The following is a 26,004-nucleotide window of genomic DNA, read 5'->3' as shown; positions in this document are numbered from 1 at the left end:
CACGGCCCGCGGAACCCGGCGTCAGAGCCAGCCGCGGCGCTTGAACAGCCGGTACAGCGACACCTCGATGATGATCATCACTCCCAGGATCACCGGGTACCCCAGATCCCACTTCAGCTCCGGCATGGTGTCGAAGTTCATGCCGTAGACGCCCGCGATCAGGGTGGGGACGGCCGCCAGCGCCGCCCAGGCCGAGATCTTGCGCATGTCGTCGTTCTGCCGTACGCCCATCTGTGCGAGGTGGGCGGAGAGAATGTCCGACAACAGCCGGTCCAGGCCCTCCACCGACTCGTTGGCGCGGGTGAGATGGTCGTCGACATCGCGGAAGAACGGCCGGGCGTGCGCGTGCACGAATGGCACCCCGGGGTTCTGGAGCCGGGCCATCGGCTCCGCCAACGGGCCGGTCGCCCGGCGGAATTCGAGCACCTCGCGCTTGAACGCATAGATTTCGGCGGCGGTGTTCCGGGTGTCCCGGCCGCGCACCGGAGCGAACACCTCCGCCTCCAACTCCTCCAGATCCAGCTGGAGTTCGGCGGCCACCTCGATGTAGTGGTCCACCACCGCGTCACTGACCGCGTACAGCACCGCCCCCGGGCCGTGCCGCAGGATCTCCGGATGCTCCTCCAGCCGGTGCCGCACCGCCGCCAGCGGACTGGCCTCACCGTGCCGGACGGTGACGACGAACGCGTCGCCCACGAACACCATCAGCTCGGACGCGGTCACCGTGTCCGCCTGGTCGTCGTAGGTGACCGGTTTCAGCACCATGAACAGTGAGTCGTCGTAGACCTCCAGCTTGGGGCGCTGATGCGCCTTGAGCGCGTCCTCGACGGCCAGCGGGTGCAGCGCGAATTCCGACCGGACGCGCGCGAACTCCTCCTCCGTCGGCTCGTACATCCCCAGCCACAGGAAGGAGTGCCCCTCGGCCCGGGCCTCTTCCAGGGCGTGCGAGAAGTCGGTCGTGCACTCGGTGCGACGGCCCTCCCGGTAGATGGCGCTGTCGACGATCACACCGGCATTCTCGCGCGTTGCCCGGCCGCCTGCCAGGAAGACGCCCGGCCACTCGCCGGGAAGACGCCCGGCCACTCGCCGGGAAGACGCCCGGCCACCTGCCGGGAAGGCGTACGGGGAACGTAGGGTGGCGGTCATGCCCACGCTGATCCTGGTGCGGCACGGCCGCTCCACCGCCAATACCGCCGGGGTGCTCGCCGGGCGGGCGCCCGGAGTCGCGCTCGACGAGCGCGGCGCGGCCCAGTCCGCCGAGCTGCCCGCGCGGCTGGCGCAGGTGCCGCTGACCGCCGTCGTCTCCAGCCCGCTCCAGCGCTGCCGGGAGACCCTGGCGCCCCTGCTGGACGCCCGGCCGTGGCTCACGCTGCACCTCGACGACCGGATCAGCGAATGCGACTACGGCGAGTGGTCGGGCCGCAAACTCGCCGAACTGAGCGACGAGCCGCTGATGGAGATCGTCCAGCAGCACCCCTCCGCGGCCGCCTTCCCCGGCGGAGAGTCGATGCGCGCGATGCAGGCCCGCGCGGTGGACGCGGTACGGGACTGGAACGCCCGGATCGAGGAGGCGCACGGCCCCGAGGCGACCTACGCCATGTGCTCGCACGGCGACATCATCAAGTCCCTGGTCGCCGACGCCCTGGGCATGCACCTCGACCTCTTTCAGCGGATTTCCGTCGAGCCCTGTTCGGTCACCGCGATCCGCTACACCCGGCTGCGCCCCTACCTCGTCCGGCTCGGGGACACCGGTGATTTCGGATCGCTCGCGCCCCGGGAGGAAGGCGGTGCCCCGGCGGCCGAGCGGGACGCGGCAGTCGGCGGTGGTGCGGGAGCAGCGTGATCAGTCGGCGCAGTAGGGTGGTGCGACGGCGCTGCCCGCCACGCACCTGCGATCCGCGCAGTGACCGCAGGACGTGCAGCGACCGCAGTGACCCCGCAGTCGAGCAATCGGAGCAGGACGTTGTCCCGTCAGGTGTTCTTCTACGACGCGCCGGACCGCTTCGTGGCCGGTACGGTCGGGCTGCCTGGCCGCCGTAGCTTCTACCTCCAGGCCACCGCGGCCGGCCGCACCACCAGCGTCGCCCTGGAGAAGACTCAGGTCGCCGCCCTCGCCGAGCGGATCGACGAATTGCTGGACGAGGTCGTCCGGCGCAGCGGCGGCAACGCCCCGGTACCCGCGGTCTCGCCCGCCGAGCTGTCCGACACCGCGCCGCTGGAATCGCCGGTCGAGGAGGAATTCCGGGTCGGCACGATGGCGCTCGCGTGGGACGGCGAGGACGAGCGGATGATCGTCGAGGCCCAGGCCCTGGTCGAGCTGGAGGCGGACAGCGACGAGGACCTCGCCGACGCGGAGGAGCGGCTGCTCCAGGACGACGAGAACGGCCCCCCGATGCTGCGGGTGCGCCTCACCGGAACCATGGCCAGGGCGTTCGCCAAGCGGGCGCTGGAGGTCGTCAACGCCGGCCGCCCGCCGTGCCCGCTGTGCAGCCTGCCGCTCGACCCGGAGGGACACGTATGCCCGCGCCAGAACGGATACCGGCGGGACGCCTGAGCGCCATGGAGTCCGCCGCAGAGCCCGCCGCGCCGCTGCCCGGTCCCGCCAAGCCGCAGGACCCGCCGGCGGCCGCGCCCGAGCCCGCCGGGAACCCGTCGGACGCGCTGCTCGCCGAAGGGGAGCTGACCGTCCGCGGCCGCATCCAGGAAGCCTCCAACGCGGTGCTCTACTGCACGGTCGCGTACGACGGCCGCAGCGCCTCCTGTGTCTACAAGCCGGTCGCCGGTGAGCGCCCGCTGTGGGACTTCCCCGACGGCACGCTCGCCCAGCGTGAGGTCGCCGCGTACGAGGTCTCCCGGGCCTGCGGCTGGGACCTGATCCCCCCGACGGTGCTGCGGGACGGCCCGTACGGCACCGGCATGGTCCAGGAGTGGATCGATCCGCCGGAGAGCAGCGACGAGGTGCCCGAACTGCTGGCACTGGTGGAGGACGAGGAGCCGGGGCCCGGCTGGAAGGCCGTCGGGCTCGCCCAGATAGGTGAGGGCCGCACCGCGCTGCTGGTGCACGCCGACCATCCGCGGCTGCGGCGGCTCGCGGTGCTCGACGCGGTGATCAACAACGGGGACCGCAAGGGCGGTCATCTGCTGCCCGGCGCCGGCGGGGAGTTCTTCGCCATCGATCACGGCGTGACGTTCAACGCCGAGGACAAGCTGCGCACTCTGCTGTGGGGGTGGGCGGGGGAGCCGCTGACCGACGAGGCGCTGGAGGTCCTGCGGGGCCTGGAGCGGGCGCTGGAGGCCGGCCGGCCGCTCGCCGCCCGACTGGCCGAACTGATCACGGACGCCGAGACCGAGGCGCTGCGGACGCGGGTGGCGGGGCTGCTGCACAGCGGCCGGCACCCGGAGCCGAGCGGCGAATGGCCCGCGATCCCCTGGCCGCCCGTCTGATCCGCCGGGAATGTGTGCGTGGCGACAGGGCGCTTGCACGTACGACCGTCGAACACAAGACCGCCTTTCCGGCCAGACATCCGGTCCGGTTCGTATGCGGAACATCCGTCCGGTTACGCTCAAGGCATGCATGCATGGCCCGCTTCTGAGGTCCCCGCCCTGCCTGGCCAGGGCCGCGACCTGAGGATCCACGACACCGCGACCGGCGGACGGGTAACCCTCGACCCCGGTCCCGTCGCCCGTATCTACGTCTGCGGCATCACGCCCTACGACGCCACCCACATGGGGCACGCGGCGACCTACAACGCGTTCGACCTGGTTCAGCGCGTGTGGCTCGACACGAAGCGTCAGGTGCACTACGTACAGAACGTCACCGATGTCGACGATCCGCTGCTGGCGCGGGCCGTGGCCACCGGCGACGACTGGACGGCGCTCGCCGAGCGCGAGACCGCCCTCTTCCGCGAGGACATGACGGCCCTGCGGATGCTGCCGCCCCGCCACTACATAGGCGCCGTCGAGTCGATACCCCGCATCGTCCCGCTGGTGGAGCGGTTGCGCGACGCCGGCGCCGCCTACGAGCTGGACGGTGACATCTACTTCTCGGTCGCCTCCGACCCGCACTTCGGCGAGGTCTCCGGGCTGGACGCCGAGGCGATGCGGCTGCTGTCCGCCGAGCGCGGCGGCGACCCGGAGCGCGAGGGCAAGAAGAACCCGCTCGACCCGATGCTGTGGATGGCGGCCCGCGACGGCGAGCCGAGCTGGGACGGCGCCTCGCTGGGCCGCGGCCGGCCCGGCTGGCACATCGAGTGTGTCGCCATCGCCCTGGACCACCTCGGTATGGGCTTCGACGTCCAGGGCGGCGGCTCCGACCTCGCCTTCCCGCACCACGAGATGGGCGCCTCGCACGCCCAGGCGCTCACCGGTGAGCACCCGTTCGCCAAGGCGTATGTGCACGCCGGGATGGTGGCCCTGAACGGCGAGAAGATGTCCAAGTCCAAGGGCAACCTCGTCTTCGTCTCCACGGTGCGGCGCGACGGCACCGACCCGGTCGCGATCCGGCTGGCGCTGCTCGCGCACCACTACCGGGCCGACTGGGAGTGGACCGACGCGGTGCTGACGGAGGCCGAGGAGCGGCTGGCGCGCTGGCGGGCCGCCGTCTCCCGTCCTGACGGCCCGTCCGCCGACGCCCTCCTGGCGGAGATCCGTACGGCGCTCGCCGACGACCTGGACTCCCCGGCCGCCCTCGCGGCCGTGGACCGCTGGGCCGCCGCGCAGCAGGCGGAGGGCGGCACCGACGAGGGAGCCCCCGGTCTCGTCTCCCGCGCGGTCGACGCGCTGCTCGGCGTGGCCCTGTAACGACCCGTCATATCCGACCCTCAGGGGCGCTTCCGCCGGCCGGTGGAGGCGCCCCTTTCTCCTTACGGGCCACGGGACTTACGGCTCGGGAGGCCCGGGAGGACCGGGAGGGGAAATGCCAGGGGCGCCGCAACGGCCCGCAGGCCGTCCGGCGCCCCTGGCGTAGCGGGGAGTGGGTCCCCGGCGCTCAGCTTCCGCTGCCCTCCGGGCCGTCCTCCGGCCCCGGGGAGTCGGCCGGGTCCGTGCCGCCCGAGGAATCCGGGCTCTCCGACGTGCCGTTGCCCTTGGCCGTGTCCTTCGGTCCCGTCGCCGTCTCGTCGCCGGACTTCGGCTCGCGGGGCTCCTTGGAGACCGGGCGGGGCGGACGGGTGCGCCCGCTGGTGGTGTCGCGGAGGTAGGAACTGTCGCGGCCGTCGGCCAGCCCGCCCTCGGTCGCGACGCCCGGACCGGACTGCGGGTCGCGGCGGCGCAGATAGCGCTCGAACTCGCGGGCGATGGCCTCGCCGGACGCCTCCGGCAGATCCGCGGTGTCCCGCGCCTCCTCCAGCGACTGGACGTATTCGGCGACCTCGCTGTCCTCGGCCGCCAGTTGGTCCACGCCCAGCTGCCAGGCGCGGGCGTCCTCGGTCAGCTCGCCCAGTGGGATGCGGACGTCGAGGAGGTCCTCCAGGCGGTTGAGCAGGGCGAGGCTGGCCTTCGGGTTGGGCGGCTGGGAGACGTAGTGCGGCACCGCGGCCCACAGGCTCACCGCGGGGACACCGGCATGGGTGCACGCCTCCTGGAGGATGCCGACGATGCCCGTGGGGCCCTCGTAGCGGGACTCCTCCAGATCGAGCCGGGCGGCCAGGTCCGCGTCGGAGGTGACCCCGCTGACCGGCACCGGGCGGGTGTGCGGGGTGTCGCCGAGCAGCGAGCCCAGCACGACCAGCATCTCCACACCCAACTCATGGGCGAAGCCGAGGATTTCGTTGCAGAACGAGCGCCAGCGCATGCTGGGCTCGATCCCGCGGACCAGGACGAGGTCGCGCGTGCGCCCCTTGCCGTTCGTGTCGCCGACACGCACCACGGAGAGCCGGGTCGTCGGCCAGGTGATCTTGCGTACCCCGCCGTCCAGGAAGACGGTGGGACGGTTCACCTGGAAGTCGTAGTAGTCCTCCGCGTCCAGTGCGGCGAAGACCTCGCCCTTCCATTCCCGGTCGAGATGGGCGACCGCGGCGGAGGCGGCGTCGCCGGCGTCGTTCCAGCCTTCGAACGCGGCCACCATGACCGGGTCGATCAGCTCGGGTACCCCCTCGAGCTCGATCACCCAGCGCCTCCTTCCGACCGGTCCGGCCGCCTGGGGCGACCGCCGGCAGCAGTTCCATTACGTGCGATCCCAAGACTACGGCTTCCGCGGTGCCGGTCCGTAGCCCCTTTGCAGGAAGGGGTAGCGATTCATCCGACCTGTCTCGACAGTCGTTGGCTCAACTTCCGTACGGGGTCTGGACGCGGTCTTACGCGCGGGTCTATACATCGGATGTCCGGCAAAGGTCCGATGTTCTTCCGCAACATCCCAGGGGGCATGCGCATGGCAGGGACCGGCACCGTCACCGAGCTCGAGGTCCACGACGTCCGCTTCCCCACCTCGGAGCAGCTCGACGGCTCGGACGCCATGAACCCGGACCCCGACTACTCCGCCGCCTACGTCGTCCTGCACACCGACGCCGGACCGCGGGGCCACGGCCTCTGCTTCACCATCGGACGCGGCAACGAGGTCATGGCCGCCGCGATCCGCTCGCTCGCGCCCTACGTCGTCGGCCGCCGCGCCCCCGCCACCGCCGCCGATCTCGCCGCCCTGCACCACGACCTCACCCACGACTCCCAGCTGCGCTGGCTCGGCCCCGAGAAGGGGGTGATGCAGATGGCGGCCGGGGCGCTGGTCAACGCCGCCTGGGACCTGGCCGCGAGCCGGGCGGGGCTGCCGGTGTGGGAGTTCCTCGCCGCGCTGACCCCCGAGGAACTGGTCTCCCTCGTCGACTTCCGCTACCTCTCCGACGCCCTGACCCCCCAGGAGGCGCTGGCCCTCCTGCGGGCCGCCGAACCCGGCCGCGCCGCCCGCGCCGCCCGCCTCAAGGCCGAGGGCTACCCCGCGTACACCACCTCGCCCGGCTGGCTCGGCTACGACGACGGCAAGCTGGTGCGGCTGGCCAGGGAAGCGGTGGCCGACGGTTTCGGCCAGATCAAGCTGAAAGTGGGCGCCGACCTCGACGACGACAAGCGGCGGCTGCGGCTGGTGAGGGACGCGGTCGGCCCCGGCGTACGGATCGCCGTCGACGCCAACCAGCGCTGGGACGTGGCCGAGGCGGTCCGCTGGATGACCGCGCTGGCGCCCTGGACCCCGCACTGGATCGAGGAGCCGACCAGCCCCGACGACGTCCTCGGGCACGCCGCGGTGCGCTCCGGACAGCCCGTGAAGGTCGCCACCGGTGAGCATGTCGCCAACCGGGTGGTCTTCAAGCAGCTGCTCCAGGCCGGCGCCGTGGACTTCGTACAGATCGACGCCGCCCGGGTCGCCGGGGTCAACGAGAACCTCGCGATCCTGCTGCTGGCCGCGAAGTACGGGGTACCGGTGTGCCCGCACGCGGGCGGGGTGGGGCTGTGCGAGCTGGTGCAGCATCTGGCGATGTTCGACTACGTGGCGGTGTCCGGGAGTTGGGAGGACCGGGTCATCGAGTACGTCGACCATCTGCACGACCACTTCAGCGACCCCGTCGTCATCGACCGCGGCCGCTACCGCGCCCCGACCGCGCCCGGCTTCTCGGCCCGGATGAAACCCGGGTCCCTCGCCGCCCACCGCTTTCCCGACGGGCCCGTGTGGCGTGCCCGTCAGCGGCCGCGGCACCCCCACGGCGAACAGGAGGTCACCGTATGAGCGACGGACCGCGGACCGGTCACCACCCGGCCGACTTCGAGGGGATGGCCGCCCTCGTCACCGGCGGCGGCTCCGGCATCGGGGCGGCCACCGCCGCGCTGCTGCTGGCGCGCGGCGCGCGGGTCGCCGTCCTGGACCGGGACCCGGCCGGCGCGCCCGCCGGGGCGATCGAGGTCACCGCCGATGTGACCTCCGACGCCGCCGTACGGGCCGCCGTCGCCGAGGCGGTGGGGGAGCTGGGCGCCCTGCACACCCTCGTCGGCAACGCCGGGACCGGCGCCATCGGCACCGTCGAGGACAACGACGACGCGGAGTGGAGCCGGGTCCTGGACGTCAATGTGCTGGGCCTGGTGCGCACCGCCCGCGCCGCGCTGCCGGCCCTGCGCCACACCGCGGCCGGCGCCGCGGGCCGGGTCTCCATCACCCACACCTGCTCCATCGCCGCCACCGCGGGCCTGCCCCAGCGCGCGCTGTACGCCGCCAGCAAGGGCGCGGTGCTCGCACTGACCCTCGCGATGGCCGCCGACCACCTCCGCGACGGCATCCGCGTCAACTGCGTCAACCCGGGCACCGCCGACACCCCGTGGGTCGGCCGCCTGCTGGACCAGGCCGACGACCCGGCCGCCGAACGCGCCGCCCTCAACGCCCGCCAGCCGATGGGCCGGATGGTCACCGCCGGTGAAGTGGCCGCCGCCATCGCCTCGCTGGCCTCCCCGTCCGCCTCGGGCATCACCGGAACGGCGCTCGCGGTGGACGGGGGGATGCAGGGGCTGCGCTTGCGGGGTGATGGGTGAAGCGGGCTGTCGGGGAGAGCCGTAGGAGCCGCACACCACGACCGAGGGATCAACCATGAGATTGCGTACGACCGGCGCCGCGGCCTATATCGCGGTGCTTGCCATCGCCGCGCTCGCCGGCTGCAACCGCGGCAGTGACACCGCGGGCGGCAGGATCGGCATCGATATGCCCCGTACGGACACCGACTTCTGGAACTCCTACCAGCAGTACCTGGAAAAGGACCTGGACCACGGCGGCCCGGCCGCGCTGCCGTTGTCCAACTCGCAGAACGACATCGCGAAGGTCGTCTCCAATGTGCAGGCCCTGACGGACCAGGGCGCCAAGGCGATCGTCATGGCACCGCAGGACACCGGAGCCATCACCGCCGAGCTGCAACGGCTGGCGGAGAAGAAGATCCCGGTGGTGAGCGTGGACACCCGCCCCGACGAGGGCAAGGTCTACATGGTCGTACGCGCCGACAACCGGGCCTACGGCGAGAAGTCCTGCGACTACCTCGGCAGGAAGCTGGGCGGCACGGGCCGGGTCGCCGAACTCCAGGGCGACCTCAGCTCGATCAACGGGCGGGACCGCTCCGAGGCGTTCGCCTCCTGCATGAGGAAGAAGTTCCCGAAGATCACCGTGCATGAGCTGGCCACGGACTGGAAGGGTGAGGTCGCCTCCGGCAAGCTCCAGAGCCTGCTCGCCCAGCACCCGGACCTCGACGGCATCTATATGCAGGCCGGCGGCGCCTTCCTCCGGCCCACGCTCGCCCTCCTGGAGCAGCAGAAGCGGCTCGAACCGGCCGGCTCCGAGGGGCACATCACCATCATCTCCAACGACGGCATCCCGGACGAACTGGACGCGATCCGGGCCGGCACGATCGACGCCACCCTCTCCCAGCCCGCCGACCTCTACGCCAAGTACGCGCTCTACTACGCCAAGGCCGGCCTGGACGGCAAGACCTTCCGGCCGGGACCGACCGATCACGGCTCCACCATCGTGAAGATCAAGAACGGTCTGGAGGACCAGTTGCCGGCGCCCCTGGTCACCAAGGACACCGTCGACGACAAGAAACTGTGGGCCAATCAGCCGGCGAGGAAGAAGTAGCGCCGTGGAGACCCATGACCGGGCGGCGGCGGTGCATGCCGAGGGAATCGTCAAACGCTATGGGCCCACCGTCGCCCTGGACGGCGCCCGGCTGACCGTAGCGCCCGGCGAGGCGCACGCCCTCGTCGGCCGCAACGGCGCCGGTAAATCCACCCTGGTGTCCGTGCTGACCGGCATGGCACGCCCGGACGCCGGCCGGGTCACCTTCGGCGGCGCACCGGCGCCCGACTGGGGCGACACCGCCGCCTGGCAGCGCAAGGTCGCCTGTGTCCACCAGAAGTCGATGACCGTGCCGGAGCTGACCGTCGCGGAGAACCTCTACCTGGGCCGCTTCCAGGGCACCCGGACCATCCGCTGGCGGGCGTTGCACACCCGCGCCCGCGAGCTGCTCGCCGAATACGGTGTCGAGGTCGACACCGCCGCCCGGATCCGGGATCTCGGCGTCGAGCAGCGGCAGTTCGTGGAGATCGCCCGCGCGCTGTCCGGCGGCGCCCGGCTGGTCATCCTCGATGAGCCCACCGCCCGGCTCGACGCGGGCGGCATCGACCGGCTCTGCGCCAAACTGCGCGGGCTGCGCGCCCAGGGCGTGGCCTTTCTGTTCATCTCGCACCATCTCCAGGAGGTCCACGAGCTCTGTGACACCGTCACCGTCTTCCGCGACGCCCGGCATGTGCTGACCGCACCCGTCCCCGGGCTGGCCAAGGAGGCGCTGGTGGCGGCGATGACGGGGGAGGAGACGGCCGCCGTACGGAAGCCCCGGACGGGCGCGCGCCCGGCGGGTGAACCGGTGCTGCGGACCGAAGCCCTGGCGCTGGACGGGCACTTCGCGCCGCTCGACCTGACCGTACGGGCCGGTGAAGTGGTGGGGCTCGCGGGAGCCACGGCCGGCGGGAGCACCGCGATCGGCGAGACCCTGGTGGGGCTGCGGACGCCGGACGCGGGGCGGATCGCGGTGCGCGGCCGCCCGGTCCGTACGGGCAGCGTCCCGCACGCCCTCGACGCGGGCATCGGCTATGTCCCCGAGGACCGCCATCGCGAGGGGCTGATCCCGGGCCGCAGCGTCGCCGAGAACGCCACCCTCACCGTCACCGGCCGGCTCGGGCCGATGGGGACCGTTCTGCCCTCCCGGACCCGTGCGTTCGCCCGGCGGATGATCGCGGCACTCGACATCAGGACCACCGGGCCCGGCCAGCCGGTGTCCGGCCTGTCCGGCGGGAACCAGCAGAAGGTCGTGATCGCCCGCGCGCTGGCCCGTGAGCCCGCGGTGCTGGTCGCCATCCGGCCCACCAACGGCGTCGACGTCAAGTCCAAGGACGCGCTGCTGGGGGTCGTACGGGAGGTCGCGGACGGCGGCAGCGGCGCCGTGATCGTCTCCGACGAGCTGGACGATCTACGGGTCTGCGACCGGGTACTGGCCGTCTTCCACGGCCGGGTGACGGCCGAATTCCCGGCCGGCTGGCGCGACCACGAACTGGTCGCCGCGATGGAGGGGGTGGCCGTCGCCGGCCGCGCGCCGGGCGGTCCGCCCGGTGCGGCCCGCGGCCGGGCCGCACCGGGCCCACCGGACACGCAAGGAACGGAAGGGACCGCGCCATGACCGAGACCGCAACGCCGTCGGCCGCCGACGTGGCGGACCGGCCGCCGCCGCGCCGCCGGCCCTGGGCCGAGCCGGCCCGATGGCGGGACTTCTCCCTGGTGCCGGTGATCTTCGTACTGGGCGTCATCGGCTTCATCGTGTCGCCCGCGTTCCTCACCCAGGACAACCTCATCGGCGTCATCCAGCAGTCCACGGAACTGGGCCTGCTGGTGCTCGGCGAGGCGCTGATCCTCATCACCGGGCGGATGGATCTCTCGCTGGAGTCGACCATCGGGCTGGCGCCGGTGCTCGCCCTGTGGCTGGTGATGCCCGCGCACGGCACCCGCTTCGCCGGGCTGGAGCTCTTCCCCGCCTGGGCGGCGCTCCCGCTCTGTCTGGCCGTGGGCGCGGCGGTCGGCGCCGTCAACGGCTTCCTCATGCTCACCCTGCGGGTCAACGGCTTCATCGCCACCCTCGGCATGCTCACCATGCTCCGCGGTCTGCACGTGGGGATCTCCGAGGGCCGGTCCATCGGTGACGTTCCGGAGTCCTTCGCCTATCTGGGCAAGGCCGACTGGCTGGGCGTGCCGGCCGCCGTCTGGATCTGTCTCGCCCTCTTCGCGCTGGGTGGCGCGGCCCTGGGCTACCTCCGGCACGGACGGGCGCTGTACGCCATCGGCGGCAACCCGGAGGCGGCCCGCGCGGCCGGTATCCGGGTGGACCGCCTCACCTGGATCGTGCTGGCCGTCGGCGGGGTGCTCGCCGCCTTCGCCGGGATTCTCTACACCGGCCACTACGGCGCGGTCTCCGCGAGCCAGGGCAACGGCTGGATCTTCCAGGTCTTCGCCGCCGCGGTGATCGGCGGAATCGGCCTCAAGGGCGGCCGGGGCACCCTCTTCGGCGCGCTCACCGGTGTCCTGACGCTTCAGCTGGTGATCAATGTGATGACGCTGGGCGGGGTGCCACCGCTGTGGACCCAGTTCCTCAACGGCATGATCATCATCGTCGCGCTGGTGATCTCCCGCTTCACCAGCGGCGAGAAGCAGGACTGAGCGGCCGCCATGCGCCATCCACCGTACCGGCCAAGGGAGTTGGGGCGTACCGGCGTCACCGTCCCGCCGCTGGGGCTGGGCTGTGCGCCGCTCGGCAACCTCTACCGCGCCGTCCCGGAGGCGCGGGCGCGTGCGGTCGTCCGCACCGCCCTCGCCACCGGTGCCGGCTACTTCGACACCGCCCCCCACTACGGCGTCGGCCTGTCCGAGGAGCGCCTCGGCCGGGCGCTGCGCGGCCAGGACCGCGCCACCTACACCCTCTCCACCAAGGTCGGCCGCCGGCTGCGGCCGCTCGCCCCGGGGGAGCGGGCTGCGGGCGAGGGCTTCGTGGACACCCCCGCGCGGGCCCGTGTGTGGGACCTCTCCCGCGACGGCATCCGGGCCACGCTCGACGCGTCCCTGACCCGGCTCGGGGTGGACGCCGTCGACATCGTCTATCTGCACGATGTCGAGGACCGGCTGCGCGAGGTGTACGAGACCGGCTTCCCGGCCCTCGCCGAGCTGCGCGCACAGGGAGTGGTCCGGGCCGTCGGGTTCGGCATGAACCACAGCGATGCGCTGGCCCGCCTGGTCGCCGACCTCGATGTCGATGTGGTGCTGTGCGCCGGCCGCTGGACCCTGCTGGAGCGCACTGCCCTCGACGATCTGCTGCCGGTCTGCGCCCGCCGCGGCACCTCGGTCGTCGTCGGCGGCGTCTACAACTCCGGTCTGCTGGCCGACCCGTCGCCCGGCGCGCCCTACAACTACGCACCGGCGCCTGGCGCGGTGCTCGACCGGGCGCGTCAACTTGCGTACGTCTGCGCGGAGTTCGATGTGCCCCTCAAAGCGGCGGCGCTCCGCTTCCCCTTCGGGCACCGTGCCGTCGCCGCGGCCGTGGTCGGAGCCGCCACACCGGACGAAATGGCCGAGAACGCAAGGCTGTTCACCCATGACATCCCCGACGGGCTGTGGCATACGCTCGTCGCCCGCGGCCTGCTCGACCCCGATCTGCCGCTGCCCCTGAACGACTGAGCGAGCCCGGAGCGCGCCCCTGATGCGTATCGACGCCCATCACCACCTGTGGGACCTCAGCCGGCGCGAACAGCCCTGGATGGACGGGCCCTGGGCCGACCCGATCCGCCGCAGCTACGCGCTGGCCGACCTCACCCCGCATCTGACCGAGCACGGTCTCGACGGCACCCTCCTCGTCCAGTCGTCGTCCTCGTACGAAGAGACCGCCGAACTGCTCACCGTCGCCGCGGGGGAGGGCCCGGTCACCGGGGTCATCGGCTGGGCAGACCTCCGCGACCCGGCGCTCGCCGAGGTCCTCGCGGCGCTGCCCGCCGGTCTGGTCGGCATCCGGCACCAGGTGCAGGACGAACCGGACCCCGACTGGCTCACCCGCCCGGACGTGCTGCGCGGTCTGGCCGTCCTGGCCGACGCCGGACTGGTCTATGACCTGCTGGTCACCCCGCGCGAACTGCCCGCCGCACACACCGCGGTACGCGCCCTGCCCCAGCTGGCCTTCGTACTGGACCATGCCGCCAAACCGCCGGTCGTCACGGGGGAGTGGCAGCCGTGGGCGGACGCCGTCACCGCCCTCGCCGCGCTGCCGAACGTCAGCTGCAAACTGTCCGGACTGGTCACCGAGGCCGACTGGGACGCCTGGCGGCCGCAGCAGATCCTGCCCTACGCCCGGCACGTCCTGGACGCCTTCGGCCCCGGCCGGTTGATGTTCGGCTCCGACTGGCCGGTGTGCACCCTGGCCGCCGGCTACGAGGACGTGGTGGCGCTCGCCGAGGCGGCCACCGGGCAGCTCTCGGCGGCGGAACGGTCGGATGTCTTCGGGGGGACGGCCGGGCGGGTCTACGGGGTCGGGGTGCGTTCGGAGACGGAATTGCCCGGCCGCTGACGTGGCGTCCGGATTCCGCCAGCCCCGGCCCCCGCCGCGCCGGAAGATCGAGTCGTACCGCGGGGAAACACCCGCGAACGGTGCCGCCCGTACGGAAGCCAGGGCATTCCGCACGGCCGCGCCCGACCACGACGACTCGATGCGAAGGTGATGACGATGACGGCGACGGTGCTGACGGAGACGACGGCGGCGGCGAACGGCCCCCGGCCGCTCGCCGGCAAGGCGGCCCTGGTGACCGGCGGCAGCCGGGGGATCGGCCGGGCGATCGCGCTGCGGCTGGCCGCCGACGGCGCGGCGGTGGCCCTGACCTTCCGGAGCGGGCAGGACCAGGCCGACCAGGTGGTCAAGGAGATCGAGCGGGCCGGCGGACATGCCTGGGCGGTACGGGCCGACAGCGCTGACGCGGAGGAGATCCGGGCTTCGGTGGCCGGCGCCGTGGACCGGTTCGGGCGGCTGGACATCCTGGTGAACAACGCGGGCATCGGCGTGCTCGGACCGTTCGAGGGGATCTCCCTCGACGATGTCGACCGGGTGCTGTGGACCAATGTCCGGGCGCCGTTCCTGACGGCGCAGGCCGCGGCGGCGCATCTGACCGAGGGCGGGCGGATCATCTCCATCGGCAGCTGTATGGCCGAGCGGGTCGCCTTCCCCGGCGGCACCCTCTACGCCACCAGCAAGGCCGCGCTCACCGGCCTGACCAAGACCCTGGCCAAGGAGCTGGGGCCGCGCGGCATCACCGCCAACCTCGTGCACCCCGGCCCGATCGACACCGATATGAACCCCGCCGACGGCGAGAGCGCGGCGATGCAGGCCGGGCTCACCGCGCTGGGGGCCTATGGCCGGGGCTCGGATGTCGCGGCGACCGTGGCCCATCTGGCGGGCGACGGCGGACGGTACATCACGGGCGCCTCGATCGCGGTCGACGGCGGCTTCGCGGTCTGACCCGGGCGCGGCGGCGGGCGCCGGCCGGCGTGCGGCGGCGGGCGTGCGGTGCCGGCGGGCACGGCCCCGTATGCCGGCCGGCCTCACAGCGAGGCGCGCAGCCACTGCTCCACGCTCGCGATGTGCACGGTCGCCCAGGCCCGCGCCGCCTCCGCGTCCCGGTCGCGCAGCGCGCCGAGGATCGCCCGGTGCTCGGTCAGGGTGCGGGCCACCGCGTCCTTCTGCGTCAGCCCCCGCCAGACCCGGGCCCGGGTGGTCGGCCCGGACAGTCCGTCCAGCAGCGAGCAGAGCACGGAGTTGCCGGACGCCGCGACGATCCCCCGGTGGAACTCCAGATCGCAGGCGACCAGATCCTCGACCGAGGGGCTCGGCCCCAGCGCGTCCAACTGGGCCTCCAGGGCGTCCAGTTCCGCCGTCCCGATCCGGCCGGCCGCCATCGCCGTGGCGGCCGGCTCCAGGATGCGGCGGACGGCGAGGAACTCCAGCACCGTGTCGTCGCGGTGGAAGTCCACCACGAAACTCATGGCCTCCAGCAGGAGTTGCGGATCGAGGCTGGTGACATAGGTGCCGTCGCCCTGGCGCACGTCCAGGATGCGGATGAGCGAGAGCGCGCGCACCGCCTCGCGCAGGGAGTTGCGGGACAGTCCGAGCTCGGCCGCCAGCTCGCTCTCCTTCGGCAGCCGGTCGCCCGGCCGCAGCGCCCCGGAGACGATCATGCCCTTGATCTTCTCGATGGCCTCGTCGGTGACCGCCATGCCGACCTCCCCGCTGGACCCGCCCGGATACCGCTCAGACATCCGATGTCTGGGCGCTCATTATGACCGGTGCCGTCGGCCCCAGCCCTTCCCGTACGCGGCCCAGTCCTCGTCCGTGGCGGCGAAGTCGACATACAGCGCCATTCCGAACCGCCGGCGGCCAGGGTCCTCACGGGTCAGCCCCAGACGTATGCCCCGCACCGCGGCCCGTACCGTCTCCGCGGAGGCGTGATGGCCGATGCTCTCGGTGTGGAAGAACGGCAGCCCCATCAGCAGCTCGGTGTGCGGCCCCGTCGCCGCCAGCGCCAGCCGGGTCTGCTGCGCCACATAACCGCCGTAGAGGCTCTCGGCCGGCAGCCCGGTGTCGTACGACATCAGGGCGATCTGGTCGACCCGGCGCGCCACCTGCCCGAAGAACCGCTGGGATATCCACTTGCGGTGGCCCGTCAGCGCCCCGCTGACGCTGTGCAGTCCGGGCAGCGGGTCGATCTGGTGGACGGCGACGGACAGCACCGCACCCCGGCCCCGGACCACGGGCCCGAGCCGGTCCAGCAGCCGCAGATAGTCGGCATTGCCGGAACGCAGCGGCTCCAGATCGAGATGGACCCCGGCGAACCCGGCCGCCAGCACCTGACGGGCGCTCGCCACGATCGCCGCACGGGCCGAGGCGTCCGACAGCCGGAGCCCGCCGCGCTCGCCCGGTTCGTAGACCAGCCGGTCGCCCAGCCAGGCGTGCACCCGCACCGACGGCAGCGCGCGGTGTATCGCGGAGATCAGCCGGCCGGCCCGCGGGTAGGCATCGCGGGCCGGCGGCAGGGTGCCGTCGCGCTCCAACGGCCCGGCGTGGACGTACAGATCACGGATGCCGGTGCCCTGGATGCGGCGGCGCAGCGCCGCCACGTCGGAGGCGTCCCGCCGGCCGTCCACCCAGGCATGACCGAGCCAGAGCGCGTCGCGGCCGCGGGTCCTGGCCTCCGGGGCGGCCTCGCCCGCGTACTGGGCGCGCAGTGCCGTGCCCGCCAGCGTCACCGGCAGCACGATCAGCACCGCGACCGTCCAGGCCGCCCACTTCACCGCCCGCCGCCACCGTGGCCGGGCCTTCGCCGTCCCCCGCCGCCGCATGCCGGACTCCCCCCGTTCCCCAACCCCCGTTGATTCCTGCTCACATCATCGCAGCCGCCACTGACAGTCACCGCCGACGGCCGCCCCGCCCCTGCTCCGCACGCGGACATGGCGATGGGGCGGCCCCGTGGACCGCCCCATCGTCACTCACTGCACACGCCGTGGCGTGCCGTCAGCCGTGCTGTGCCGGCGTCAGCCCGCCAGCATGTCCTTCACCTTGGCCCGGACGTCCTCCGTGTCGAGACCGCGGATCATCAGGGTCGTACGGCGGCGCAGCACATCGTCGACCGTCTCGGCCCACTCGTGGTCGCGGGCGTAGGCGACCTGCGCCCAGATCTCCGGAGCGTCGGGGTGGATGCGCTCGGCCAGCGCCGGGTTGTCGTTCGCCAGCCGGGCGATGTCGAAGGACAGCGAGCCGTAGTGGGTGGCCAGGTGCCGCGCGGTCTCCGGGGCCATCCGGGGGCCGGGCGTGCCGCCGTCGACGAGCAGCCGGTGCGCGACCGCGTTCGGGTTGGCGATACCGGGCAGCGGGAGCTTCTTGGGCAGATGCGCGATCGGCTCCATGTCCTCGGCCAGCGGGTGGCCGGGCAGCGCCGCCAGCTTGTTCATGACCGTACGGCCGATGTGCCGGAAGGTCGTCCACTTGCCGCCGGCGACCGACAGCATGCCGCCGCTGCCCTCGGTGACGACCGTCTCGCGCTTGGCCTTGGAGGTGTCGCCGGGGCCGCCGGGCAGCACCCGCAGACCCGCGAAGGAGTAGGTGATCAGATCGCGCGACAGCTGCTGGTCACGTACGGAGAAGGCCGCCTCGTCCAGGATCTGGGCGGTGTCCTTCTCGGTGACCGCGACATCCGCCGGGTCGCCCTCGAACTCCTCGTCCGTGGTGCCCAGCAGCAGCATGTCCTCCCAGGGGAGGGCGAAGGTGATGCGGTACTTGTCGATCGGGGTGGCCAGCGCCGCCTTCCAGGGCGCGGTCCGCTTGAGGACCAGGTGGGCGCCCTTCGACAGCCGGATGGAGGGAGCCGCGTTCGGGTCCTCCATCTTGCGCAGGTGGTCCACCCACGGGCCGGTGGCGTTGAGCACCAGGCGGGCGTTGACGCCGAACTCCTGGCCGTCCGTACGGTCCTTGAGCTCCGCGCCGGTGACCCGGCCCTGGGTGAAGCGCAGTCCGGTGACCTCGGCGTGGTTGAGGACCGTGGCGCCGGCCGCGGCCGCCGCGCGGACGGTCATCAGGGCCATCCGGGAGTCGTTCATCTGGTCGTCGCCGTACACGGCCACGGCCTTGAGGTTGTCCGTCCGCAGCTCCGGCACGTCGCGCTGCGCCTTGGCCGGGGATATGACATGGCCGACCCCGTCGCCGAACGCGGACAGCGCCGAGTAGGCGAAGACGCCCGCACCGAGCTTGGCCGCGCCGTGCGGGCCGCCCTTGTAGACGGGCAGGTAGAAGGTCAGGGGGTTGGCGAGGTGCGGTGCCACCTGACGGGACACCGCACGCCGCTCGAAGTGGTTCTCCGCCACCAGCTTGACCGCGCCGGTCTGGAGGTAACGCAGACCGCCGTGCAGCAGCTTGGAGGAGGCGGAGGAGGTGGCGCCGGCGAAGTCACCGGCGTCCACCAGGGCCACCCGCAGTCCGGCCTGTGCGGCGTGCCAGGCGGTGGAGATGCCCAGGATGCCGCCGCCGATCACCAGGAGGTCGTACGTCGCCTGGGAAAGCTGCTCCCGGGTCTCGGCACGGCTCGCGTGCGAACCACTGGCCGGGTGCGTCCCGAGTGCCGGGACGCTCTGCAGGGTGCTCATGTTTACTCCTCGTCCTCGATCCAGCCCATGGTCCGCTCGACGGCCTTGAGCCAGCTCTTGTACTCGCGGTCACGGGTGGCCGCATCCATCCGGGGGGTCCACTCGGCGGCCCGGCGCCAGTTGGCGCGCAGTTCGTCGGTGCTGGACCAGAAGCCGACGGCCAGTCCGGCCGCGTAGGCAGCGCCGAGGCAGGTGGTCTCGGCGACCATCGGGCGCACCACGGGGGCGTCCAGGAAGTCCGAGATGGTCTGCATCAGCAGGTTGTTGGAGGTCATCCCGCCGTCGACCTTGAGCGCGGTCAGCTCGACGCCGGAGTCCTTGGTCATGGCGTCGGTGATCTCGCGGGTCTGCCAGGCGGTGGCCTCAAGTACGGCACGCGCGATGTGCGCCTTGGTGACATAGCGGGTCAGGCCCGCGATGACACCGCGCGCGTCCGAGCGCCAGTAGGGGGCGAACAGGCCGGAGAAGGCCGGCACGAAGTACGCGCCGCCGTTGTCCTCGACCGTGCTGGCCAGGGTCTCGATCTCGGCCGCGCTGTTGATGAGCCCCATCTGGTCGCGCATCCACTGGACGAGCGAGCCGGTGACGGCGATGGAGCCTTCCAGGGCGTAGACCGGCTGCTGGTCACCGATGCGGTAGCCGACCGTGGTCAGCAGACCGTTGTACGAGTTGACCGGCTCGTGGCCGGTGTTCATCAGCATGAAGGTGCCGGTGCCGTACGTGGACTTGGCCTCGCCCTGCTCGAAGCAGGTCTGGCCGAACAGCGCGGCCTGCTGGTCACCGAGCGCCGAGGCGACCGGGACGCCGGCCAGCACACCGCCGGTGGTGCGGCCGTAGACCTCGGAGGAGGACTTGATCTCCGGCAGGACCGCCGCCGGGATCTCCATCGACGCGAGGATCTTCTGGTCCCACTCCAGGCGGTGGAGGTTCATCAGCATGGTGCGCGAGGCGTTGGTGACGTCGGTGACGTGCACACCGCCGTCGACGCCGCCGGTGAGGTTCCAGATGACCCAGGAGTCCATCGTGCCGAAGAGGATGTCGCCGCGCTCGGCGCGCTCGCGCAGGCCCTCGACGTTGTCGAGCAGCCAGCGGATCTTCGGACCGGCGAAGTACGAGGCCAGCGGCAGACCGGTCTCGCGGCGGAAGCGGTCCTGGCCGACGTTGCGGCCGAGCTCCTTGCAGAGCGCGTCGGTGCGGGTGTCCTGCCAGACGATGGCGTTGTGGACCGGCTCACCGGTGGTCCGGTCCCACAGGACGGTGGTCTCGCGCTGGTTGGTGATACCGATCGCCTTGACGTCGGCGGCGGTCAGCCCGGCCTTGTGGACGGCGCTGTCGACGACCTGCTGGACGTTGGTCCAGATCTCGGTGGCGTCGTGCTCCACCCAGCCCGGCTTCGGGAAGATCTGCTCGTGCTCCTTCTGGTCGACCGAGACGATCCGGCCGTCCTTGTCGAAGACGATGCAGCGGCTGGACGTGGTGCCCTGGTCGATGGCCGCGATGAACGGGCCGTGGCCGTGCGAGGAGGTGCTGGGGGTGTCGCTCATGGGTTGCTCCAAGAAGTCTGTGCGGGCGGAGACGGGTCGGTCCGGCGGCTCAGGCGAACGCCACCTGGTAGATGCCTCCGGCGAGGGCTCCGCCGATGAGCGGGCCGACGACCGGGATCCAGGCGTAGCCCCAGTCTGAACCGCCCTTGTTCCGCAGCGGCAGAAGTGCGTGCACGATGCGCGGACCGAGGTCACGGACCGGGTTGATGGCGTACCCGGTCGGACCGCCCAGCGACAGACCGATGCCGGTGACGACCAGGGCGACCAGGAGCGTGCCGATGACGCCGACGCCCTTGCCGTTGTCGCTCAGCCCGAGCGTGAGGATCGACAGCACGAGCACGACGGTGGCGATGATCTCGGTGAGCAGGTTCTGCGCCACGTTCCGGATCTCCGGACCGGTGGAGAAGATGCCGAGGACCGGTCCGGCCTTCGGCGCGGCCGACTGGTCGACCAGGCCCTCCTCGCTGGTGTGGTCGGCCAGGACCTCGGGGTCACTCAGATGGGCCTGGAACTGCCCCATGTAGGTGACCCACACCAGGACCGCGCCGATCATGGCGCCGAGCATCTCGCCGGCGAGGTAGACCGGCACCTGGCTCCACTGGATCCCGCCCTTGATGGCGAGGCCGATGGTGACCGCAGGGTTGAGGTGTGCGCCGGACTTCGCGGCGATGTAGGCACCCGTGAGGACGGCGAAGCCCCACCCGAAGGCGATGGCGACCCATCCGGCGTTGAACGCCTTGGAGCGCTTGAACGTGACGGCGGCGCAGACGCCACCGCCGAGCAACAGCAGAACAGCGGTACCGATGGTCTCGCTGATGAAGATGTCGGAGCTGGACACCCGCGACTCCTTTGTCCTTCGTCCAGGGGAAGGCGAACCCCGGGTCCCGTCCGGTGGTCCGCGCCCTCCTAGAGGGCGGTGGTCGGCCCGCGGCAATGCCCCACCATAGCGAATATTGCCGTTAGGTGTTCGACAATGCCGACCGACGAACGGCAGTTTTGTTCACCGGTAGAACCCCGTCAAGGGTTCCGTGGCGAAAAACTTAGGTGAACTTAAGGGGTGAATCTGGTCAGAATCGCCCTGCACCAAGATCCCGGGATACTGCGCGTGCGCAATCCCTCACAGCGGCGATGATTTCCGGCCGTAGTTCGCCGTCGTTGCAGACCCGCTCCACCGCCCCCGTGATGCCCACCGCGCCCACCGGCATCCGCCGCCGGTCATGGATCGGCGCGGCCACCGAGGCCACCCCCTCCCAGGTCTCCTCCACGTCCGCCGCCCAGCCGCGCGCCCGGGTCAGGTCCAGCAGCCCCTCGATGTCGCCCAGGCCGGTCACGGTGCGCGGGGTGATCGCCTCCCGCTCCGCCTCGACGACCTCGCTGTGCGCGACCGGGTCGTACGCGCACAGCACCTTGCCCAGCGAGGTGCTGTGCAGCGGGTGCATCGCGCCCACCTCCAGCACCTGCCGGCTGTCGTCCGGACGGAAGACGTGATGGACGATCAGCACGCCCTGCTGGTGCAGGACGCCCAGATAGACCGCCTCGCCGCTGGAGCGGGCCAGATCGTCGGTCCATACGAGGGCGCGGGCGCGCAGCTCGTGCACGTCCAGGTAGCTGTTGCCCAGCCGGAGCAGCTCCGCGCCCAGCTGATAGCGGCCGGAGGCGGCGTCCTGCTCGACGAAGCCCTCCTGCTGGAGCGTGCGCAGGATTCCGTGCGCGGTGCCCTTGGCCAGTCCCAGCGAGGAGGAGATGTCGGAGAGCCCCAGCCGCCGTTCCCCTCCTGCGAGCAGCCGCAGCATCGCTGCGGCGCGCTCCAGCGACTGGATGGTGCGTGCCATCGGGCAACCTCCGGAAGTATGCGGTTCGACAATGCTGAACGATATCGGCCCATGCCGACTTGAGTCAGCGATCTCGCGTTTCTTGATAAACGCACCGGAGTCTGTCAACGAACACAGATAGTGCAGGCAGGGGGGTGGAGTGGTGCTGTCCACGGCGTGAAACGGGGAACACGTGTACCGGACCGGCAGCTACGCTGGCCGGGTGCGCCCTCTCAAGGGGGGTGCAAAGCCGACAGCCGTCGCAACCACGGGAGCATCTCCATGGCCTCGAACACGCCAACGTCCATCAGCACGTCCCGCGCCACATCCCTGCGGGAGGCCCTGGCCTCGCGGGTGGTGGTCGCCGACGGCGCGATGGGCACCATGCTTCAGGCACAGGACCCGTCCATGGAGGACTTCCAGCAGCTGGAGGGCTGCAACGAGATCCTCAATGTGACCCGGCCCGACATCGTGCGGTCCGTGCACGAGGAGTACTTCGCGGTCGGTGTCGACTGCGTGGAGACCAACACCTTCGGCGCGAACTTCGCCGCGCTGGCCGAGTACGACATCCCCGAGCGGGTCTTCGAGCTGTCGGAGTCCGGTGCCCGCATCGCCCGCGAGGTCGCCGACGAGTTCACCGCCTCGACCGGGCAGCAGCGCTATGTGCTCGGCTCGATGGGCCCCGGCACCAAGCTCCCCACCCTCGGCCACGCCCCCTACGTCACCTTGCGTGACGCCTACCAGCAGAACGCCGAGGGCATGATCGCCGGTGGTGCGGACGCGCTGCTGGTGGAGACCACCCAGGACCTGCTGCAGACCAAGGCCGCCATCCTCGGCGCCCGCCGCGCCCTGAAGGCCACCGGCAGCGACCTCCCGGTCATCTGCTCGGTCACCGTCGAGACGACCGGCACGATGCTGCTGGGCTCCGAGATCGGCGCGGCGCTGACGGCGCTGGAGCCGCTGGGCATCGACATGATCGGCCTGAACTGCGCCACCGGCCCGGCCGAGATGAGCGAGCACCTGCGCTACCTGGCCCGGCACTCCCGGGTCCCGATCGCCTGCATGCCCAACGCGGGCCTGCCCGTACTGGGCAAGGACGGCGCGCACTACCCGCTGACCGCCGCCGAGCTGGCCGACGCCCAGGAGACCTTCGTCGGCGAGTACGGCCTGTCGCTGGTCGGCGGCTGCTGCGGCACCACCCCCGAGCATCTGCGCCAGGTCGTCGAGCGGGTCCGCGGGATCGCCCCGCCGCCGCGCGAGCCGCGCCCCGAGCCGGGCGCCGCCTCGCTCTACCAGACCGTGCCCTTCCGCCAGGACACCTCCTACCTCGCGATCGGCGAGCGGACCAACGCCAACGGGTCGAAGAAGTTCCGCGAGGCGATGCTGGACGGGCGCTGGGACGACTGTGTGGAGATGGCCCGCGACCAGATCCGCGAGGGCGCCCACATGCTCGACCTGTGCGTCGACTACGTCGGCCGGGACGGCGTCGCGGACATGGAGGAGCTGGCCGGCCGTTTCGCCACCGCCTCCACCCTGCCCGTGGTGCTGGACTCCACGGAGCTGAACGTCATCCAGGCCGGCCTGGAGAAGCTCGGCGGCCGTGCGGTGATCAACTCCGTCAACTACGAGGACGGGGACGGGCCCGAGTCGCGGTTCGCGAAGGTCACGGCGCTGGCGGCGGAGCACGGTGCGGCGCTGATCGCGCTGACCATCGACGAGGAGGGCCAGGCCCGCACCGCCGAGCACAAGGTCGCCATCGCCGAGCGGCTGATCGACGATCTGACCGGCAACTGGGGCATTCATGAGTGCGACATCCTCATCGACTGTCTGACCTTCACCATCTGCACCGGCCAGGAGGAGTCCCGCAAGGACGGCATCGCCACCATCGAGGCGATCCGGGAGCTGAAGAAGCGTCACCCGGACGTCCAGACGACCCTGGGCCTGTCGAACATCTCCTTCGGTCTCAACCCGGCCGCCCGGATCGTGCTGAACTCCGTGTTCCTCGACGAGTGCGTCAAGGCCGGTCTGGACTCGGCGATCGTGCACGCGAGCAAGATCCTGCCGATCGCGCGCCTGGAGGAGGAGCAGGTCAAGACCGCCCTCGACCTGATCTACGACCGGCGCAGCGAGGGCTATGACCCGCTCCAGAAGCTGATGGAGCTGTTCGAGGGCGCCACCGCCAAGTCGCTGAAGGCCGGCAAGGCCGAGGAGCTGCTGGCCCTGCCGCTGGACGAGCGCCTCCAGCGGCGCATCATCGACGGTGAGAAGAACGGCCTGGAGACGGACCTCGACGAGGCGCTGGGGGAGCGGCCCGCGCTCGACATCGTCAACGAGACCCTCCTGGCGGGCATGAAGGTCGTCGGTGAGCTGTTCGGATCCGGTCAGATGCAGCTGCCGTTCGTGCTCCAGTCCGCCGAGGTCATGAAGAGCGCGGTGGCCTACCTGGAGCCGCACATGGAGAAGTCCGACGACGAGGGCAAGGGCACCATCGTGCTGGCCACCGTCCGCGGCGACGTCCATGACATCGGCAAGAACCTCGTCGACATCATCCTGTCCAACAACGGCTACAACGTCGTCAACCTCGGCATCAAGCAGCCGGTTTCGGCGATCCTGGAAGCCGCCGAGGAGCACAAGGCCGATGTCATCGGGATGTCCGGACTCCTGGTCAAGTCCACGGTGATCATGAAGGAGAACCTGGAGGAGCTCAACCAGCGCAAGATGGCGGCCGACTTCCCCGTCATCCTGGGCGGCGCCGCCCTCACCCGCGCCTACGTCGAGCAGGACCTGCACGAGATCTACGAGGGCGAGGTCCGCTACGCCCGGGACGCCTTCGAGGGGCTGCGCCTCATGGACGCCCTGATCGCGGTCAAGCGCGGGGTGCCCGGCGCCAGCCTCCCCGAGCTCAAGCAGCGCCGGGTGCCCAAGCGGGACACCGCCGTGCCGGAGGTCGAGGAGCCCGAGGGCGCGGTGCGTTCCGACGTGGCCGTCGACAATCCCGTCCCGACGCCGCCGTTCTGGGGCACCCGGGTCGTCAAGGGCATCCAGCTGGCCGACTACGCCTCCTGGCTGGACGAGGGCGCGCTGTTCAAGGGCCAGTGGGGCCTGAAGCAGGCCCGCACCGGCGAGGGGCCGACGTACGAGGAGCTGGTCGAGACCGAGGGCCGCCCGCGGCTGCGCGGCTGGCTCGACAAGCTCCAGACCGAGAACCTGCTCGAAGCCGCCGTCGTGCACGGCTATTTCCCCTGCGTGTCCAAGGGCGAGGACCTGATCCTGCTGCATGAGGACGGCACCGAGCGCACCCGCTTCACCTTCCCCCGTCAGCGCCGCGGCCGGCGGCTGTGCCTGGCCGACTACTTCCGCCCGGAGGAGTCCGGCGAGACCGATGTCGTCGGCCTCCAGGTCGTCACCGTCGGTTCGAGGATCGGCGCCGCCACCGCCGAGCTCTTCGAGGCCAACTCCTACCGTGACTACCTCGAACTTCACGGTCTGTCCGTCCAGTTGGCCGAGGCGCTGGCCGAGTACTGGCACGCCCGGGTCCGCGCCGAGCTGGGCTTCGCCGGCGAGGACCCCGCGGACGTCGAGGACATGTTCGCGCTCAAGTACCGGGGCGCGCGCTTCTCGCTGGGCTACGGTGCCTGCCCCGACCTGGAGGACCGCGCCAAGATCGCCGACCTGCTGGAGCCGGCGCGGATCGGTGTCGAGCTCTCCGAGGAGTTCCAGCTCCACCCCGAGCAGTCCACCGACGCCATCGTCATCCACCACCCGGAAGCCAAGTACTTCAACGCGCGGTAACGGGCGGACGCCCTGACCGGAGCCCAGCCATGGCCTCCGGTCACGGCAGCACCACACGGTAACTCTGCGTGAGCAGGTCAGGGCCGTCCCGGGGCACTCCCGGGACGGCCCTGACCTGTATCACCACGCA

The 26,004-nt window shown here is 71.6% G+C and carries 21 protein-coding genes; 13 read left to right on the top strand and 8 right to left on the bottom strand.

Going from position 1 to position 26,004, the window contains the following annotated elements; translation table 11 throughout:
• Positions 1-21: 21 nt before the first annotated feature.
• Positions 22-1,008 carry a magnesium/cobalt transporter CorA gene (gene corA, locus TU31_RS21670; RefSeq protein WP_042157582.1) on the bottom strand — a complete coding sequence of 329 codons (987 nt, stop codon included), beginning with the start codon at positions 1,006-1,008 and terminating at the stop codon, positions 22-24.
• 136 nt (positions 1,009-1,144) lie between these two features.
• On the opposite strand from corA, the gene TU31_RS21665 reads away from it, so the two are divergent.
• The 4 genes from TU31_RS21665 (at position 1,145) to mshC (ending at position 4,800) form a co-directional block, all read left to right on the top strand.
• On the top strand, positions 1,145-1,843 hold the full coding sequence (locus TU31_RS21665; RefSeq protein ID WP_042157581.1) for a histidine phosphatase family protein: 699 nt from the start codon (positions 1,145-1,147) through the stop codon (positions 1,841-1,843).
• A gap of 120 nt (positions 1,844-1,963) precedes the next feature.
• Positions 1,964-2,554: a DUF3090 domain-containing protein gene (locus TU31_RS21660; protein WP_078885892.1), complete on the top strand. Its 591-nt coding sequence runs from the start codon at positions 1,964-1,966 to the stop codon at positions 2,552-2,554.
• A 5-nt stretch (positions 2,555-2,559) separates the two neighbouring features.
• A complete protein-coding gene (locus tag TU31_RS21655; RefSeq protein ID WP_042157197.1) occupies positions 2,560-3,444 on the top strand; it encodes an SCO1664 family protein in 885 nt (294 codons plus the stop codon).
• Positions 3,445-3,570: 126 nt separating this feature from the next.
• Entirely contained in the window at positions 3,571-4,800 is a 1,230-nt protein-coding gene (gene mshC, locus TU31_RS21650) for a cysteine--1-D-myo-inosityl 2-amino-2-deoxy-alpha-D-glucopyranoside ligase (RefSeq protein ID WP_042157195.1), read from the top strand.
• Between the two features lie 187 nt (positions 4,801-4,987).
• On the opposite strand, the gene TU31_RS21645 is transcribed toward mshC, so the two are convergent.
• Positions 4,988-6,106, bottom strand: a complete 1,119-nt coding sequence (locus tag TU31_RS21645) for a PAC2 family protein (protein WP_078885891.1) — start codon at positions 6,104-6,106, stop codon at positions 4,988-4,990.
• 261 nt (positions 6,107-6,367) lie between these two features.
• Between TU31_RS21645 and TU31_RS21640 the strand changes: the two genes are divergently transcribed.
• From TU31_RS21640 to TU31_RS21605, 8 genes are all read left to right on the top strand, one after another.
• Positions 6,368-7,711 carry an enolase C-terminal domain-like protein gene (locus TU31_RS21640; RefSeq protein ID WP_042157577.1) on the top strand — a complete coding sequence of 448 codons (1,344 nt, stop codon included), beginning with the start codon at positions 6,368-6,370 and terminating at the stop codon, positions 7,709-7,711.
• Positions 7,708-8,505, top strand: a complete 798-nt coding sequence (locus TU31_RS21635; RefSeq protein WP_042157193.1) for an SDR family NAD(P)-dependent oxidoreductase — start codon at positions 7,708-7,710, stop codon at positions 8,503-8,505. Before TU31_RS21640 ends, TU31_RS21635 begins: the two co-directional genes overlap by 4 nt.
• A gap of 55 nt (positions 8,506-8,560) precedes the next feature.
• Complete coding sequence (locus tag TU31_RS21630; RefSeq protein WP_042157190.1) at positions 8,561-9,592, top strand: sugar ABC transporter substrate-binding protein; 1,032 nt, start codon at positions 8,561-8,563, stop codon at positions 9,590-9,592.
• Between the two features lie 4 nt (positions 9,593-9,596).
• Positions 9,597-11,189, top strand: a complete 1,593-nt coding sequence (locus tag TU31_RS21625) for a sugar ABC transporter ATP-binding protein (protein WP_078885890.1) — start codon at positions 9,597-9,599, stop codon at positions 11,187-11,189.
• Positions 11,186-12,220, top strand: coding sequence for an ABC transporter permease (locus TU31_RS21620; RefSeq protein ID WP_078885889.1), 1,035 nt, complete (start codon positions 11,186-11,188; stop codon positions 12,218-12,220). The genes TU31_RS21625 and TU31_RS21620 overlap by 4 nt, the downstream gene beginning before the upstream one ends.
• Positions 12,221-12,229: 9 nt before the next feature.
• Positions 12,230-13,231: an aldo/keto reductase gene (locus TU31_RS21615; protein ID WP_042157186.1), complete on the top strand. Its 1,002-nt coding sequence runs from the start codon at positions 12,230-12,232 to the stop codon at positions 13,229-13,231.
• Between the two features lie 22 nt (positions 13,232-13,253).
• Positions 13,254-14,111: an amidohydrolase family protein gene (locus tag TU31_RS21610; protein ID WP_078885888.1), complete on the top strand. Its 858-nt coding sequence runs from the start codon at positions 13,254-13,256 to the stop codon at positions 14,109-14,111.
• Positions 14,112-14,267: 156 nt separating this feature from the next.
• Positions 14,268-15,053: a 3-oxoacyl-ACP reductase family protein gene (locus tag TU31_RS21605; protein ID WP_042157182.1), complete on the top strand. Its 786-nt coding sequence runs from the start codon at positions 14,268-14,270 to the stop codon at positions 15,051-15,053.
• An 83-nt stretch (positions 15,054-15,136) separates the two neighbouring features.
• Here TU31_RS21605 and TU31_RS21600 read toward each other — a convergent pair whose 3' ends face one another.
• The 6 genes from TU31_RS21600 to TU31_RS21575 form a co-directional block, all read right to left on the bottom strand.
• Positions 15,137-15,808 carry a FadR/GntR family transcriptional regulator gene (locus TU31_RS21600; protein WP_042157180.1) on the bottom strand — a complete coding sequence of 224 codons (672 nt, stop codon included), beginning with the start codon at positions 15,806-15,808 and terminating at the stop codon, positions 15,137-15,139.
• Between the two features lie 60 nt (positions 15,809-15,868).
• Positions 15,869-16,930: a glycoside hydrolase family 18 protein gene (locus tag TU31_RS21595; RefSeq protein ID WP_042157177.1), complete on the bottom strand. Its 1,062-nt coding sequence runs from the start codon at positions 16,928-16,930 to the stop codon at positions 15,869-15,871.
• A 192-nt stretch (positions 16,931-17,122) separates the two neighbouring features.
• The gene (locus TU31_RS21590) at positions 17,123-18,727 is read right to left on the bottom strand and encodes a glycerol-3-phosphate dehydrogenase/oxidase (protein WP_042157176.1); all 1,605 of its coding nucleotides are present in this window, start codon (positions 18,725-18,727) and stop codon (positions 17,123-17,125) included.
• A gap of 2 nt (positions 18,728-18,729) precedes the next feature.
• Positions 18,730-20,271 (bottom strand): glycerol kinase GlpK, encoded by a 1,542-nt coding sequence (gene glpK, locus TU31_RS21585; protein WP_042157174.1) that lies wholly within the window; start codon positions 20,269-20,271, stop codon positions 18,730-18,732.
• A 49-nt stretch (positions 20,272-20,320) separates the two neighbouring features.
• Positions 20,321-21,109, bottom strand: coding sequence for an MIP/aquaporin family protein (locus TU31_RS21580; protein ID WP_042157173.1), 789 nt, complete (start codon positions 21,107-21,109; stop codon positions 20,321-20,323).
• Between the two features lie 229 nt (positions 21,110-21,338).
• Positions 21,339-22,103 (bottom strand): IclR family transcriptional regulator, encoded by a 765-nt coding sequence (locus tag TU31_RS21575; RefSeq protein WP_042157171.1) that lies wholly within the window; start codon positions 22,101-22,103, stop codon positions 21,339-21,341.
• 261 nt (positions 22,104-22,364) lie between these two features.
• Here TU31_RS21575 and metH point away from each other — a divergent pair, with 261 nt between their 5' ends.
• The gene (gene metH, locus TU31_RS21570; protein ID WP_042157168.1) at positions 22,365-25,874 is read left to right on the top strand and encodes a methionine synthase; all 3,510 of its coding nucleotides are present in this window, start codon (positions 22,365-22,367) and stop codon (positions 25,872-25,874) included.
• The last annotated feature ends 130 nt before the right edge of the window (positions 25,875-26,004 follow it).

Source organism: Streptomyces lydicamycinicus (assembly GCF_000829715.2).
Classification (GTDB): Bacteria; Actinomycetota; Actinomycetes; order Streptomycetales; family Streptomycetaceae; genus Streptomyces; species Streptomyces lydicamycinicus.
The sequence above is the reverse complement of the archived record's forward strand: the minus strand, read 5'-3'. Positions and strand labels throughout refer to the sequence as shown.

Coding starts and splice junctions, on each gene's coding strand:
- TU31_RS21665 (WP_042157581.1), top strand. CDS start 1,145: ATGCCCACGCTGATCCTGGTGCGGCACGGCCGCTCCACCGCCAATACC.
- TU31_RS21655 (WP_042157197.1), top strand. CDS start 2,560: ATGGAGTCCGCCGCAGAGCCCGCCGCGCCGCTGCCCGGTCCCGCCAAG.
- mshC (WP_042157195.1), top strand. CDS start 3,571: ATGCATGCATGGCCCGCTTCTGAGGTCCCCGCCCTGCCTGGCCAGGGC.
- TU31_RS21640 (WP_042157577.1), top strand. CDS start 6,368: ATGGCAGGGACCGGCACCGTCACCGAGCTCGAGGTCCACGACGTCCGC.
- TU31_RS21635 (WP_042157193.1), top strand. CDS start 7,708: ATGAGCGACGGACCGCGGACCGGTCACCACCCGGCCGACTTCGAGGGG.
- TU31_RS21630 (WP_042157190.1), top strand. CDS start 8,561: ATGAGATTGCGTACGACCGGCGCCGCGGCCTATATCGCGGTGCTTGCC.
- TU31_RS21620 (WP_078885889.1), top strand. CDS start 11,186: ATGACCGAGACCGCAACGCCGTCGGCCGCCGACGTGGCGGACCGGCCG.
- TU31_RS21615 (WP_042157186.1), top strand. CDS start 12,230: ATGCGCCATCCACCGTACCGGCCAAGGGAGTTGGGGCGTACCGGCGTC.
- TU31_RS21610 (WP_078885888.1), top strand. CDS start 13,254: ATGCGTATCGACGCCCATCACCACCTGTGGGACCTCAGCCGGCGCGAA.
- TU31_RS21605 (WP_042157182.1), top strand. CDS start 14,268: ATGACGGCGACGGTGCTGACGGAGACGACGGCGGCGGCGAACGGCCCC.
- TU31_RS21600 (WP_042157180.1), bottom strand. CDS start 15,808: ATGGCGGTCACCGACGAGGCCATCGAGAAGATCAAGGGCATGATCGTC.
- TU31_RS21595 (WP_042157177.1), bottom strand. CDS start 16,930: ATGCGGCGGCGGGGGACGGCGAAGGCCCGGCCACGGTGGCGGCGGGCG.
- TU31_RS21590 (WP_042157176.1), bottom strand. CDS start 18,727: ATGAGCACCCTGCAGAGCGTCCCGGCACTCGGGACGCACCCGGCCAGT.
- glpK (WP_042157174.1), bottom strand. CDS start 20,271: ATGAGCGACACCCCCAGCACCTCCTCGCACGGCCACGGCCCGTTCATC.
- TU31_RS21575 (WP_042157171.1), bottom strand. CDS start 22,103: ATGGCACGCACCATCCAGTCGCTGGAGCGCGCCGCAGCGATGCTGCGG.
- metH (WP_042157168.1), top strand. CDS start 22,365: ATGGCCTCGAACACGCCAACGTCCATCAGCACGTCCCGCGCCACATCC.